Below are 14,679 nucleotides of genomic sequence, written 5' to 3' on the forward strand. Positions count from 1 at the left end.
CGATGACCTTGCTTGAGCAATTCGGTAGCTTTATTGAGGGTAGCTACCAATCCCACTTTTCACCTAAGACTATCCACAGTGCGCGACGCGCACTCTTGGATTGGCATGGCGCCCTCATTGCTGGTAGCGATACCGAAGTGGCAGAAAAGCTGCGCAATGGATATCGTGAAGAGTTGGGTGTAGGAGACTGCAGCATTGCTGGTAGCTCGAAAAAAACTTTTGCTAGAGCAGCTGCATTTATGAATGGCACCATTAGTCATATTGCAGAATTTGATGATATTTTTCGCGATGGCGCATATCACCCGGCTTGCCCAACAATATCAGCAGCATTTGCATTGGCTGAATCGCAAGATAAATCATTGCATGACCTGCTGGCAGCCATTATTGTTGGTTACGAGGTGTCTACTCGTATTAGTAAAGTCATTCAGCCAAGTCACTATCAGTATTTTCATACGACTGGCACAGTCGGGGTATTTGGAGCGGCAGCAGCCTGCGCTCATTTATTGAGGCTAAATGCCGCTCAGGCTTGTGATGCCATGGCTACTGCAGGAACTTTCGCTAGTGGCCTGCAGCAAGCCTTTCGTTCGGATTCTATGACCAAGCCAATGCACCCAGGCCATGCCGCTGAGGTGGGTTTAAATGCCGCCCTATTGGCGCAAGTAGGGATGACGGGTACACCTGATTTATTAGAGGGTGATGCTGGCTTTGGCGCCGCCTTATGCGAAAACCCTCGCTGGGATCTGCTGTTTCAGGATCTGGGTAAAGTTTGGAATATTGAGCAGATGACGTTTAAGAATCATGGATGCTGTGGACATACCTTTCCAGCAATTGATGCTGTTTCCCATCTATTAAATACGCACAATATTGCTGCCAATGACATCAAACACATTCGGGTTGGGGGCTATAAGCCAACGGTTGAGGTTTGCCACTATGTACATCCAAAATCTCCATTCGAGGCCAAATTTAGTCTCACCTATACGGTATCAGCCAGAATCATTCTGGGCCGCGTGCGAGAAAAGGCATTTTTGCCAAGCGCATTAAGTAATCCAGAAATTTATGCAATGGAAGAAAAGGTAACACTTTTCATTGATCCGGAATGCGCTTCTCACTTTCCGGTGCATCGTTCAGCCAAAGTGGAAATTGAATTGGTTGATGGCACTGTATATCGGCATCATCAACTCACACGTCATGGCGATCCGGATGAGCCCTTAACGGATCAAGAACTAGTGGATAAATTCCATGAGTTAGCAGAGCCTAGGGTAGGGCTTGAGCAGGCGCAGGCTTTAGCTAGCAAGGTGCTGGAAAGTCCTGATATGAAGGTCAGAAAAGTGGCAGAGTTATGGTCGAAAATGTCAGCTTAGCTCTCAAGAGGTGATGAAAATGAATTTCAGTCGTTTGCAACTAGCTTCTCTTAAAAACCAAGTCAGCCCAGAAGAATGGAAGGCTCGGATTGACTTAGCTGCTTGTTATCGATTGATTGCTCACTACGGCATGTCTGACATGTTGGCCAATCACATTACCATTCGCGTACCAGGTGAAGAGGGTGCATTTTTAACGAACCCATACGGCATGATGTATGAAGAAATGACTGCCTCATGCTTCATCAAAATTAATCATGATGGAGAAGTCTTATTTAAGCCTGACTTTGGCGAGTTGAACTACGGCTTTAATAAACCCGGTTATATCTTACATAGCGCGGTGCATAAAGCGCGTCCTGAGGTAGATTGTGTAATTCATACGCATACACCAGCAGGTATGGCAATTTCCTCGCTTAAGTGCGGGCTATTGCCAATCAACCAAACTTCCATGCGCTTTCTCAAGATTAGTTATCACGACTATATGGGGGTAGTGCTAGACCTGGCTGAGCAAGAGGTGTTGGTCAAAGATTTGGGGAGTGCTGAAGCCATGATTTTGCGCAATCATGGCTTGCTAACAGTCGGTAGGTCAGTGGGCGAAGCCTTTAACTGGATGCATCGCTTAGAGACCTCCTGTAGGGCGCAATTGGCGGCTATGGCATGTAACACCCCATTACAAGAGGTGCCTGCTGAAGTCCTTCAGGAAACCTATATGAACTACCAGCCTCAGACTCGTCGCCCTTACGGCCTGATGGAATGGCCTGCCCTATTGCGTATGGTTGAGCGCATGGATCCGACCTTTAAGGAGTAACTCAAAAATACCTAATTTGAGGTAGGATTGAGTGCGGCGGGGTCATAGAATCGAACCCGACCATAAAAAGAGCAGCACCATAAAAATACAAGCGGCAACGCTGGAGACATTAATGCGGCAACTGAATTTACAAGGATGGATCATGTCGATCCCTATCCATCGCTATGCTTTTCTGAAGCACTTTAGTCACGTCGTCTATTAAGACACCACCCATGTCCTCTCTTAACCCTCAAGCACCGTTGCGAATACTGGTTAGCCAAAAAGCCTTTGGTGAATTAGATGCGCTCTTAAAAAGCGAGGGGAATAGCCAAGTCAGTCTGCTCGTAGCTGAAGATCAGACTCCGGGAGTTGAGTTTGATGCTGCCCTGATTTCAAGAGATGTGACTGCTACATCAACCAAGCAAAAAATTATTCCTTCAACCCAAGGGTTTTATGACTTATTGCTTAATGCTTCTGAATTGCGCTGGGTGCAAATTCATTCTGCTGGCGCTGATCGTCAAATCTATTTGGATTTGATGGCTCGCGGAGTAATTATTTCAGGCTCTTCCGGTGTTAATGCGCCCATCGTGATGCAAAACGCTATCGCTGGAATATTGATGTTGGCTAGAAAATTTCCCTTAATGCTCAAGGCCCAGGCCGAGCGAAGATGGGATCCATTAATCAGCCATCCACTTCCATTGGATCTGGCTGGTCAAACTGCAGTCATTATTGGGCGGGGCCCAATCGGTGGCAGCATTGCGAGAGTATTGCAGGCAATCGGCGTCAAGACGATTTCCGTTGGTTTCAATAACGCATTGAAAGATGGCAAGCCAGCCCTAGATCAGGCGCGCCATATTTCGGAATTGGCTCAAGTATTGCCCCAAGCGCAATGGCTTGTTATTGCTTGCCCATTAAGTAGTGAGACGCGCGGCCTGATTAATAAGGACACAATTCAGCTTTTGCCTAATGGTGCACAGGTCATCAATATTGCTCGCGGAGAGATTATTGTTGAGCCAGACTTGATTGAGGCACTCAACAATCAAAAACTGGCTGGCGCTTACTTGGATGTATTTGCATCCGAACCACTAGAAACCAGATCGCCTCTTTGGGCTATGGAGAATGTCATTGTTACACCTCATTCGGCTGGCCATTCCGCCGGAAATGAAAAGAGGGTATTGGAATTGTTTGTTGAGAATTTGCGTTTATTTGCTCATGGCGAGAAGCTCAAAAATCAAATTGTTACTGAATAGATGTATATAGATAACACCCACCATATTTTTTATTGAATCGAGTTGAACTTATGCCGCATTTACCAGCCTCTGCCGCTCTAGCGCGTTTTCGTGTCATTGATCTGACCCAAGTCAGGGCAGGCCCTACAGCCTGTCGCCAGTTAGCCGATTGGGGAGCCGATGTTATCCAGGTGCAAATGCCGGATCACATGCGTGGCGATGACACCTTAGGCGGACAAGATGGATCTGACTATCAGTACACCCATCGTAATAAGCGCTCGATTACCTTAAATCTCAAGGAGCCTGAGGGCATTGCAATCCTCAAGAAGTTGATTGCGAGCGCTGATGTTGTCGTGGAGAACTTCCGGCCTGATGTGAAGTTTCGTTTGGGAATTGATTACGAAACCTTGAGTAAAGACCATCCAGGCTTGGTGTATGCCAGTATTTCTGGTTTTGGCCAAAGCGGTCCGTTAGCACAAAGACCGGGCTTTGATCAAATTGCTCAAGGTATGAGTGGTTTGATGTCTGTTACAGGAATGCCTGGAGAGGGCCCAATGCGCGTTGGCATTCCGATTGCGGACCTATGTGCCGGCATCTTCGCTGCTCAGGGAATATTAGTTGCATTGCTCGAGCGTGATGCTTCAGGTAAAGGCCAGTGGCTGCACACCTCTTTATTGGAATCCATGGTTTATATGATGGACTTCCAAACCTCGCGCTGGTTAATTGAAGGTGATGTACCAACCCAGGCAGGCAACTACCATCCGACCAGTATTCCTACAGGTGTTTATAAAGCTAAAGACGGTTATATGAATATCGCTGTCTTTGGATCAAAAATATGGGAGCGTTTTTGTGACATTCTTGGTGCCCCTGAGTGGGTAACTGATGAGCGTTATAAAGATAAGCAGGGCAGATCTATTAACCGAGACTCCATTAATGCTGAAATCAATCGCCGCCTAGCAGCGCAAGATTGCGCATATTGGGTGGAGCGCTTTAATGCTGGTGGCGTTGCTTGTGGTCTTATAAACGATGTCAAAGGGGTATTTGAAGAAGCTCAAGTACAGCATTTAGGTATTGTGAAAGAGGTGGTGTCCAAGCATCATGGCCCACAACGTCTTGTTGGACAACCAATGCAGCTTGAGAGAACCCCAAGCACGATTGCCCGTGCCGCCCCTAAGCGTGGCGAGCATAGTGAAGAAATTTTGAAAGAGATTGGCCTGGAAGCGGCCGAGCTCGCTGTTCTGAAATCTAAAGGAGTGTATTAATGAGCGCAGTTACTTATCAATCTAGCACTGAGCGCGTTAAAGTCTGGCTCGACGAAGATGGCAGTACTCTACAAATTCAGTTTAATAACCCTGAGCGTCACAATGCACTCTCAGTAGACATGTGGGAGGCGGTCACGCCCTTACTTCATGTCGCTGAAACTGATGAGCGTATTCGTTTGGTGGTTTTCTCAGGCGCAGGTGAAAAGGCATTTGTTTCTGGTGCAGATATTACTCAGTTTGAAGATATGCGTGCTGCAAAAGAAGCGGTTGCACGTTATGAGCTGATGGCCGAGCAAGCGCTTATGGGTATTTATAACTTCAGCAAGCCAACCTTAGCGCGTATCAAAGGCTATTGCATTGGTGGTGGTGTCAACGTAGCAATGTGTTGTGATATTCGTATTGCGGCAGATGATTCTGTTTTTTCTATTCCAGCTGCACGCTTAGGTTTGGGCTATCGCTACTCCGCGCTCAAGAATTTAGTCGATTTAGTTGGACCTGCAGTAGCTAAGGACTTGTTCTTTACTGCAAGACGTATTAATGCTGCAGAAGCACATGATGTAGGTTTGATCACCCGTATCTGCGAAGCAGGTAAGTTAGATGCCCTAGAGACTGAATACAAAAAAGCTTTAGCAGAAAATGCCCCAATTACTGTGGGTGCTGGTAAAGCCATCATTGCAGAGATATTGAAGCCCTCCCCTGAAGTAGATCACGATCACTGCCGTCAGTTGATCAAGGATTGCTTCGAGAGCGAGGATTACGCCGAGGGTAGACGTGCCTTTATGGAAAAGCGTAAACCGGTATTCCGCGGCAAGTAAATCAATAATTCAGAAACAACAATTCAGAAACAACAATACAAAGTAATTTAGAAAGTAAATGATGAAGTCATATTGGATGCAAAGCGATGGCGTAAATGCACAGATTGAGTTGCGCGAGGTTGAGCAACCTAAGCCAGGACCAGATCAGTTATTGATTCGCGTAAAAGCTGCTGGCTTAAATCGTGGTGAATTCATTCTTGGTCATGGTCTTCATAAAGCAGGTACTGCAAAGCAAATTGGCATGGAAGCCTCAGGTGAGGTTGTTGCCTGCGGTTCTGCAGTTACTGGTTTTAAGGTGGGCGATCGTGTCATGGGCCGCTGCCCAGGTGCTTTTGCAGAATATGCCTTGATGACAGAGCGTGAAATCATGCACGCACCAAAATCATTAACTTGGGAACAAGCAGCCGCATTACCTCTGACTTCGTTGGTAGTATTCGACATGTTGGTATTGCAGGGGCATGTTAAGTCCGGGGAGTGGGTTCTGGTGACAGGCGTTACATCAGGTGTTGGCGTTACTGCGCTAGCAATGGCAAAAGCACTGGGTGCAAAAGTGATTGGTACCTCTGGATCGCAAGAGAAGCTAGATCAGCTGCGTGAACAAGGACTTGATTTGGGTATCTGCACACGTGCACCGAATTTCTATGATGCTGTAATGAAGGCAACTGATGGTAAAGGTATTGATTTAGTCATCAATACCGTTGGCGGTTCAGTATTCGCAGAATGTGTGCGCTCCATGGCATTCCAGGGGCGCTTGGCAACCGTAGGTTATGTTGATGGCGTATTAAAGGCTGAGATCGATATTGAAGCCTTGCATGCTAAACGCCTAAGCCTGTTTGGTGTATCGAATAAATTACGCACCCCAGAGCAACGCGCTGAATCACTACCTGCTTTTAAGAAGCAAATCCTGCCTTTAGTAGAAGCGGGGCAAGTAACACCTATGATTTACAAAACCATCCCCTTTGAAAATCTATTAGAGGCGAAGGCAATGATGGATGGAAATCAGCACTTAGGGAAAATTGTCCTAGCAGGAACACCATAAACAGTAGTTACAAAATAAAAAAGTAGTTAGGAGATGACGATGAAGTTACGATTATTTGTTCCGCTGATATTGGCTGTAATGATGAGTAGTCTGCACGCTCAGTCTTATCCTAATAAGCCCATTAAGTTAGTTGTCGGCTTTACCCCCGGTGGTGCTGCAGATTATGTGGCGCGTAACCTCAGCGTGCCTTTGGGGCAGGCATTGGGACAATCGATTATTGTTGAAAATAAGCCTGGAGCAGGATCTAGTATTGCTGCTGACCAGGTAGCTAAATCTGCGCCTGATGGCTACACCATTTTGCTTGCTAGCCCAAGTAGCATTTCTGTGAACCCTGCTCTGAACTCAAAGTTGACCTATAAGGCAAGCGATCTATTGCCAGTGTCAAAGGTAACCAGCTCACCAATCGTGATTGCTGCTTATCCAGGCGCCAAAATAAACAGCATAAAAGAGTTAATCGCAAAAGCAAAACAGGATCCAGGTGGCCTGAACTACAGCTCTTCTGGAAATGGCTCTGCTCCTCATTTGGCTGGTGCACTTTTTGGGCAAGTTGCTGATGTAAAGATGACCCATATTCCGTTTCGTGGAGGCGCGCTTGCAGTGCAATCTGTTATTGCCGGCGATACCCAGCTGACTTTTGGGACTCCACCCTCTGTATTGCCGATGGTTCAAGCGGGACGTTTAAAGGGTTTGGCAATTTCATCAAGAGAGCGCTCATCTTTAGCGCCGGGCCTGCCAGGCATGCGTGAAGCAGGGCTGCCAGATTATTCGATCGAGTTTTGGTACGGCTTATTTCTGCCAGCGGGCACTCCTCCTGAGGTTGTTCAAAAGATTTTTGATGCCACTCAAATTGCCCTCAAAAATCCTAATCTAAAGGCTTCATTAGCTCGCGAAGGAACCGATGTTTCTACATCAGCTTCTCCAGCAGCATTTGCTAAGTTCTTGGCGGAGGATGAAAAGTTTTGGGTGAAGCTCGTTAAAACTACGGAAATAACGGTAGATTAATCAGGCTGATCAAAAACGAAGAAGGGGGTTAATACCCCCTTTTTTTATTTTGCCTCAAGCGCTTTACGCAGATATCCCGAAACATTATCTTGACGTAGCAACCACTGTTTGTAATCACTAGGTACTTGGCTAATGAGTTCACCTTTATGTTTCCCATAGGGCATTACCGTGGGGATTCTGGCTTTTTCGGACATCTCCCATAGAGCATCCAAAGAGGCTGGATGCAACTTCTCAATAATTTGAGCAACAATTTTTGAGCAGATCCAAACATCCGCTAAGGCGCTATGCGCATTACGCAATTGATCTCTGGCTGTATCGCGTTCGAAGTAATAGAGCAGGGCGCTTTGGGTATGACTATCTAAATTAGGCCAAAGACTGCGTGCCAGCGCCAGTGTGCAGATGCGTTTTACTTCAGGACTACCAATAGCAACCCAATCAAAGTCGATATTGTGACCAATTAAATATTTAGTGCCTGCAGGTAATCTAAAAGAGCTGCTTGCCGGGCAATTGACCAACTCTTCATCCATGATGTGATGGGTAGCGAGCGCACCCAGACTAATAGGCTTGCCTGGGTTGTAACGTTGTACCCAAGGATTACCCACTTCAAAGGGATTAATAGAGGTGACGTCTAATGAGGCTGCTTCAATAATGACAGCATCATTCTTATCGGTTGCTTCTACGTCGAAAATAATGGCTTGGGACATGGTGACTTTTATTAGGGTGATGTAGATCTATTGTGCCTTGTGTATCAGTTCGCCTACACCTAAATCATCTTCATCCCCTATTCAGTCAGATCACAAAGTTCTACGCTCAGTCTTTCGATATAGAGGAGGGCCTGCTTTGCGAGTGTCTATTGAGTGTTCCCATAAGCACCTGCAGTTATTTAGAATCTCGTTGGACGCACGAACTGTCCTAGTTTTGCTAATTATTTGGATGATTTGGGGGATTTTTAGGATTCTGAAGATCTTCTGAATCGCTGTTTTTGATGGGGGAAGGGTGGATGAGCCAAGCCCCCGGCACTGGCAGAAATTGGGTTTGGCTGCTTCGTTCCCGACCTGACCAGGTTATCCAACCCACCATGCGGGGAGGCCCATCCAATTCCATTTTAGCTTGTTAGAATGTAAGACATGACAGCATTGGCATTAGCCCGTTCGTGGCGCCCCAAAACCTTCTCTGAATTAGTAGGCCAAGACCATGTGGTTAAGGCTCTGACTCATGCCTTGGACCAGGGGCGTTTACACCATGCATGGCTGTTTACGGGTACTCGTGGGGTAGGCAAGACAACAATAGCCCGAATTATGGCTAAAGCTCTCAATTGCACAGGATCTGATGGTTCCGGCAAGATGACTTCAGAGCCATGCGGAAAATGCCCAGCCTGTATGGAAATCGATGCAGGTCGCTTTGTTGACTATATCGAGATGGATGCTGCAAGTAATCGTGGTGTTGACGATATTGCCTCTCTTCTGGAAAAAGCAGCTTACGCACCAAGCAATGCACGCTACAAGGTCTACATGATTGACGAGGTGCACATGCTCACCAATCATGCCTTTAATGCCATGCTCAAAACGTTGGAAGAGCCTCCAGAGCACGTTAAATTTATTCTGGCGACTACCGACCCACAAAAGATCCCAGTAACCATTCTGTCGCGTTGCTTGCAGTTCAACCTCAAGCAAATGCCGGTACCGCTCATCGTTGAGCATCTCGAAAAAGTACTCGCTGCTGAAAAGGTCGAATGCGAAGTCAATGCCCTACGTGTTTTGGCTAAAGCGGCGCAAGGCTCAATGCGTGATGCGCTATCACTCACTGATCAAGCTATTGCTTACGCCGCTGGCAAAGTAAGTGAAGAGTCAGTGCGCGGCATGCTTGGTACCTTAGATGATGCTTATCTCATTCGCATTCTGGATTGCTTGATTGCTAAAGACGGCGCAAGCCTTCTAGCAGTCGCAAACGAAATGGGTGAGCGCAGCATGTCTTTCTCATTAGCATTGCAAGATCTCTCTAGCTTGTTGCAAAAGATTGCAGCAGCGCAAGTTGTGCCTGAATCTGTTTTAGAAGATTGGCCAGAAGCAGGCGAGATTCGTCGCTTGGCAGGTCAACTCACAAAAGAAGAAGTGCAACTCTTCTATCAAATCACCATTACAAGCCGTCCTGATTTATCGCTCGCACCGGATGAGCAAACCGGTTTCGCCATGACGCTGTTGCGTATGTTGGCGTTTCGTCCCGGTAATGGTGGGGGAGGTAATTCTTCTCCAGCGCCATCATCCCCGCCAGTAAATACTGCTCGTCCAGCGCCTTCAATGCCAGCAGCAAAAGCGTCTGCACTAGCACCTGCCGCTAAGCCAGCAGCTCCAGCCCCAGCAACTACGGTATCCGCTCCAGCTACTGTAGCTAGCTCAGCTGAGCGCCCAGACTGGCACGCCTTGATGCGTCAGTTACCTGTGAAGGGAATGGTGCAGCAGTTAGCGTTTCAGACTGAGCTACAAGATTGGAATGATTCAGCGGCTGGAGTGCGTGCAACGATTGTGACGCCAATGCCACAGTTAGCTTCTGATGCATCTGTTGGTCGTTTGGCTGATGCACTTACTGCTCACTTTGGTAAGCCAGTGAAGATCGTGATTGAGAAGGGTGAAGTAGAAGGCAAGACTGTTGCCAAGGTTGATGCCCAGATTCATCAAGAGAAAAGAATGAACGCTGAACAAATGATTGCTGCCGATCCATTCATTCAACAATTAGAAAAAGAGTTTGGTGCCAAAGTAGTTGGCGGCTCTGTTAAGCCACTTTAATTCAATATCAACATTCAAAAGTACTAAGGAAATAAAGCGATGATGAAAGGTGGACTTGCTGGCCTCATGAAACAGGCTCAGCAGATGCAAGAGAAAATGAAAACTGCGCAAGCCGAATTGGCTGCGTTGGAAGTGACTGGCCAAGCGGCTGGTGGCTTAGTTAAGGTAAGCATCTCTGGCAAATACGAACTCAAGCGTGTGCAGATTGATCCGGGTGCAATGGATGATCGCGAGATGTTGGAAGACTTGATCGTGACTGCCTACACAGAGGCATTCAAACAGGTGGAAGCTGCCAGCGCACAAATGATGTCTGGCGCTACTGCTGGTATGCCTATGCCCCCTGGCTTCAAGCTGCCGTTCTAACTCTTTTTAAATATAAAGTTCTGATTACATGGCGCGCATAGAAGCACCTCAAGATGCACTCGGTCGTTTGATTGAGGCATTACGCGTGTTGCCAGGAGTGGGTCCGAAGTCTGCTCAGCGTATGGCGTTCTATCTATTGCAGCATGATCGTAATGGTGCGGCTGTACTTGCTCAGTCATTGGGCGAAGCGGTGGAAACAGTAGGACATTGCGCGCGTTGCAATACGTTTTCAGAAACACAGATCTGTGGCACTTGCTCTGATGGTCGTCGTGACCCTTCTTTGCTGTGCATTGTGGAAACACCTGCAGACCAAGTGATGGTCGAGCAAACTCTCAGTTTCAAAGGCAATTACTTTGTATTGATGGGCCGCCTTTCACCACTCGATGGTATGGGCCCAAACGAAATCGGCTTTGATCGCCTGCTCGCTCGTATTGAGGCTCCCGATACTGGTGTAGCTATACGAGAAGTAGTGTTAGCAACCAATTTCACGAGCGAAGGTGAGGCCACGGCCCATTACATTGGTGAAGTACTAAAAGCTAAAGGCATCAAGGTCACTCGCATCGCTCGCGGTATCCCAGTTGGCGGTGAACTCGAGTATGTGGACGCCGGCACACTAGCTCGCGCCTTAATGGACCGCCGTTAATTCTTCTTAGTCTTGGTGGTGAGTTGTTTTCAGGGCACAAGCAAAGACCAGTGTGAGCCCAATCTAGCAGTGATTCCCCTTCATCTGCCATCTCTAGGACATAAAGACTAGGTAAATTGCCTCTTTTTGGGGATAATTTGGTCTGCACCACCCTTGAGCTTCAATCTCAAGCTGTGTTTGCCTAATTTTCCCTATCGGCAAGTTGCCATTGCATAGCACTGGCACCCCAATTAGAAATTGTGAATGACCCGCAAGATTTATCTCCTCCTCCTGTTGAGCATTATTTGCACATTCTTCGGAGCAACTGCGTTCGCGCAGAAGGCGGGATCTGGCTCGGACCAAATCGCCAGTTTTGCCGAAGCGATTCATGGTTTGCCAACGGAAGGTGAGCTCTTTGGTTTACCGGTTAACGTGCACGGTCAAACAACTTACGTAAACCAGCGTTACAACAACTTTACGTCCAGCTACTCTGGTCAGAACAGTATGTCTTCATTGAAGTCAATGAGCTATACCTGGTCAGGTACTTTATTCTTTGGTGCACGTGTAGCTCCGAATACCGATATATATTTCAACCCCGAGGTGATTTCTGGCGTGCCATTTTCTGGGCTCACTGGTCTTGGTGGATTTAGTAATGGCGAAGCAACCAAGGCGAATGGCGCGCAGGCCAAGTTCTATTCCGCACGTGCATTCTTGCGTCAGACAATTAATCAAGAGGGCGATAAGATCGTTCTTGAAAACGAAGCCAACCAAATTACTCAGACAGTTAGTAGTAATCGCGTAGTAGTTACTGCTGGTCAGTTTTCTACTTTAGATATCTTTGACGACAGCCGTTACGCTAAAGATCCCCGCGTACAGTTTATGAACTGGGGCAATATGACCTATTTGGCTTATGACTATGCAGCCGATGCCCGTGGTTACAGCACTGGCTTGGCGGGTGAGTGGTACCTGAATAACTGGGTATTGAGAGCTTCTCGCATGCTTGCTCCAAAGAATCCAAATGGCCGTGATCTCAATTGGCAAATCTTCAATACCTATGGTGATCAAGTTGAAGTAGAGCGTCAGCACAATATTGCCGATTTGCCTGGCAAGGTCAGTGTGCTGGCTTATCGCAACAGAATGATCTTGGCGCGTTTTCAAGATGCAACAAATTATGTTGTAGCAAATAATGCGCAGGGCACACAAGCTATTAATAATGTGCGCAATAACTATCAATATAAAACCGGTATTGGTGTTAATGGAGAGCAGGCCTTAACTAGAGATCTTGGTATCTATGGCCGTGCCTTTACATCCGATGGTCATACAGAAACAATGTCCTTTACCGAAGCAGATAATTCCTTATCAGTCGGCTTAGGTATGAACGGTACAAGTTGGAGTCGCCCTAAAGATTCGATTGGTATCTCGATGATGCAAAACGGCTTATCTAGCTACAGAAGAAACTATCTCCAGTCGGGTGGGGTGTCTTACTTTATCGGCGACTATGCTGGACCAAGTCAGACGATTTCGTATCGTCCAGAGCGTATCGGCGAGGTGTATTACAACGCCACCGTGATTAAGAATGTTCTGGCTGGATTGAACTTTCAGCACATCAATAATCCAGCCTATAACGCAGCTCGCGGTCCAGTAAATATCCTATCTTTTAGGATACATGCCGAGTTTTAAAGGTTTTAATGGCAATTGACGCAATCTAGTCTTAATTATTATCTTTAGAATCAATAACATAGAGATTCTCAATTATTCGACTTTTGGCTTTTGTCCCCTATAATCCTTAAAACCCTCAGAAATGGGTGTAGATAGGTTCTAAATCTGCTTCTGGGACTATAAAAACAGCATTTTTTGATTTAGAGGCAGCAGCTTTTGTTGATTCTCAGGAAACATAAAACTAGCGTAGTGAAACCACTCAATAGCGCGACTCCATTTGCAATGGCCGCTGTTGTTGTTTGTGCCTCCATCTTTTCTGTTTCAGCACTTGCCCAAACACCTGCGAATAGCGCTCCAGGAAGCGTAACTGTTCAGGCTGGTGATACTTTACTAGCGACACCGCCCTCTATCAGCTCACAGCTTGGCGCAAACTCAAAAGCTGCAGAAATGTTTGCTCCAGTAACCAAGGCAAACACTCCCAAAATTTATACCAAGCCTGTTTCATCTGGGCCGACGGAGATGGATTTGCGTCAACTCTGGAATGAGTTGAAGGTGAATAATCCGCAACTATCTTCATTGCGTGAGTCTTACTTATCTGCCAAGGCAACGGTTCCTCAAATTGCGGCCCCAGCTAATCCACAAGTGGGTTTAGTGTGGTCAGGTATGCCAGCGAACTCTCCATTTGCTTTGGGTGGGGCAAATGCGCCTTCACCAAACAATCCTGGAGGCGGTGGGATTAGTAGCAATAACTCGATCTCAGTTGCGCAACCTTTTCAGTTCCCAGGTAAGAAAAGTCTTGCTGCGGATATCGCTGATACCAATGCAGAAGCTTTATTGGCAAGTTCTGAATCTACGTATCTCCAGCTTGGAGCACAGCTTTCAACCTTGTACTACGGCGCTCTATCTGCGCAAAAGCAATTACAAGTACTTAAAGAGTCTGTGATGCGCTTGGAGATGATCAAGAATGTTGCAAAAGCGCGTTATGCCAATAATGCTGCGGCCTATGTAGAGTTCCTGAATGCTCAAGTAGCGCAAAGTGCAGCACAGGCGGATCAGTTCAATGTAGAGCGTCAACTCGATGTTGCCTTGAAAAACATTAACACCTTGGTCGGCCGTCACTCTCGTGAAAAACTGGTATTGCGTGGTGATGTTCGTCGCGCAATCAACGGCGTACCCACCTTAATTGAATTGGAAGACTACGCAGAAACTAGTCATCCATCGTTAAAGAGTTCAGCATTGCAACTGGACGCAGCACGCAAAGGTGTGGATCTAGCCAAGAAAGCATACTTACCAGACTTTCAGGTGATTGGATCATCCTATACGCCGCGCGGTCCATTTTCTGCAAACAATGGCGCATTGTTTTATCAATTTGAATTGGATCTGATCATTCCTTTGTACTTCTTCACTAAAGAAAAGTATGGAGTAGAGCAGGCACAACGCAATCAAGCAGCCGCAGAAGCGGGCAATATCTCGAATCGTCAGCAAATTGTGCTGGCTGTGAATACGGCTTACGCTGTTTACGAGCAAGCCAAGAATCAAGCCCAGTTTCTGAAAGATCGCCAGGTGCCTCAGGCGGATGCCGCCTATAAAGTGGGTTTAACGCAATACTCAAATAATGGCCAAGGTTTTAATGATTTATTGACTGCGCAAACGCAATTGCGTAACTTAGAGATTGCTTTAGCACAAGCCGAAAGTAATCTTATGCAGGCACAAGCGGTATTAATGGTTTCAGCGGGTAAAGAACCCTTTTAAGGAGTAGT

At 46.8% G+C, this 14,679-nt stretch carries 13 protein-coding genes and 1 other RNA gene; 12 read left to right on the forward strand and 2 right to left on the reverse strand.

The features are described from left to right. Window positions 1-2: 2 nt before the first annotated feature. The 7 genes from AOC21_RS03485 (at window position 3) to AOC21_RS03515 (ending at window position 7,492) form a co-directional block, all read left to right on the forward strand. Window positions 3-1,361 carry an MmgE/PrpD family protein gene (locus AOC21_RS03485; RefSeq protein WP_215392399.1) on the forward strand — a complete coding sequence of 453 codons (1,359 nt, stop codon included), beginning with the start codon at window positions 3-5 and terminating at the stop codon, window positions 1,359-1,361. A gap of 19 nt (window positions 1,362-1,380) precedes the next feature. Then, a complete protein-coding gene (locus AOC21_RS03490) occupies window positions 1,381-2,166 on the forward strand; it encodes a class II aldolase/adducin family protein (RefSeq protein ID WP_215392400.1) in 786 nt (261 codons plus the stop codon). A 212-nt stretch (window positions 2,167-2,378) separates the two neighbouring features. Next, window positions 2,379-3,395 (forward strand): D-2-hydroxyacid dehydrogenase, encoded by a 1,017-nt coding sequence (locus tag AOC21_RS03495; RefSeq protein ID WP_215392401.1) that lies wholly within the window; start codon window positions 2,379-2,381, stop codon window positions 3,393-3,395. A gap of 50 nt (window positions 3,396-3,445) precedes the next feature. Further along, complete coding sequence (locus AOC21_RS03500) at window positions 3,446-4,636, forward strand: CaiB/BaiF CoA-transferase family protein (protein ID WP_215392402.1); 1,191 nt, start codon at window positions 3,446-3,448, stop codon at window positions 4,634-4,636. Continuing rightward, the gene (locus tag AOC21_RS03505) at window positions 4,636-5,451 is read left to right on the forward strand and encodes an enoyl-CoA hydratase (RefSeq protein WP_215392403.1); all 816 of its coding nucleotides are present in this window, start codon (window positions 4,636-4,638) and stop codon (window positions 5,449-5,451) included. Before AOC21_RS03500 ends, AOC21_RS03505 begins: the two co-directional genes overlap by 1 nt. Before the next feature lie 58 nt (window positions 5,452-5,509). Continuing rightward, entirely contained in the window at window positions 5,510-6,490 is a 981-nt protein-coding gene (locus tag AOC21_RS03510) for a zinc-binding dehydrogenase (protein ID WP_251371568.1), read from the forward strand. 39 nt (window positions 6,491-6,529) lie between these two features. Beyond that, window positions 6,530-7,492, forward strand: coding sequence for a tripartite tricarboxylate transporter substrate binding protein (locus AOC21_RS03515; protein WP_215392404.1), 963 nt, complete (start codon window positions 6,530-6,532; stop codon window positions 7,490-7,492). A 44-nt stretch (window positions 7,493-7,536) separates the two neighbouring features. On the opposite strand, the gene AOC21_RS03520 is transcribed toward AOC21_RS03515, so the two are convergent. Both AOC21_RS03520 and ffs read right to left on the reverse strand, forming a co-directional pair. Further along, window positions 7,537-8,196: a putative quorum-sensing-regulated virulence factor gene (locus AOC21_RS03520; protein ID WP_215392405.1), complete on the reverse strand. Its 660-nt coding sequence runs from the start codon at window positions 8,194-8,196 to the stop codon at window positions 7,537-7,539. 292 nt (window positions 8,197-8,488) lie between these two features. After that, an RNA gene (gene ffs, locus AOC21_RS03525) (signal recognition particle sRNA small type) lies at window positions 8,489-8,587 on the reverse strand. Window positions 8,588-8,619: 32 nt separating this feature from the next. Between ffs and dnaX the strand changes: the two genes are divergently transcribed. The 5 genes from dnaX (at window position 8,620) to AOC21_RS03550 (ending at window position 14,671) form a co-directional block, all read left to right on the forward strand. After that, window positions 8,620-10,275 (forward strand): DNA polymerase III subunit gamma/tau, encoded by a 1,656-nt coding sequence (gene dnaX, locus AOC21_RS03530; RefSeq protein ID WP_215392406.1) that lies wholly within the window; start codon window positions 8,620-8,622, stop codon window positions 10,273-10,275. A 39-nt stretch (window positions 10,276-10,314) separates the two neighbouring features. Further along, entirely contained in the window at window positions 10,315-10,638 is a 324-nt protein-coding gene (locus AOC21_RS03535) for a YbaB/EbfC family nucleoid-associated protein (RefSeq protein ID WP_215321825.1), read from the forward strand. A 28-nt stretch (window positions 10,639-10,666) separates the two neighbouring features. Continuing rightward, window positions 10,667-11,281, forward strand: a complete 615-nt coding sequence (recR, locus tag AOC21_RS03540) for a recombination mediator RecR (protein ID WP_215392407.1) — start codon at window positions 10,667-10,669, stop codon at window positions 11,279-11,281. A 243-nt stretch (window positions 11,282-11,524) separates the two neighbouring features. After that, on the forward strand, window positions 11,525-12,940 hold the full coding sequence (locus tag AOC21_RS03545) for a carbohydrate porin (protein ID WP_215392408.1): 1,416 nt from the start codon (window positions 11,525-11,527) through the stop codon (window positions 12,938-12,940). 228 nt (window positions 12,941-13,168) lie between these two features. Beyond that, window positions 13,169-14,671: a TolC family protein gene (locus AOC21_RS03550; protein ID WP_251371569.1), complete on the forward strand. Its 1,503-nt coding sequence runs from the start codon at window positions 13,169-13,171 to the stop codon at window positions 14,669-14,671. Window positions 14,672-14,679 lie beyond the last annotated feature (8 nt).

Origin of the sequence: Polynucleobacter sp. VK25 (assembly GCF_018687355.1) — a bacterium.
Classification (GTDB): domain Bacteria; phylum Pseudomonadota; class Gammaproteobacteria; order Burkholderiales; family Burkholderiaceae; genus Polynucleobacter.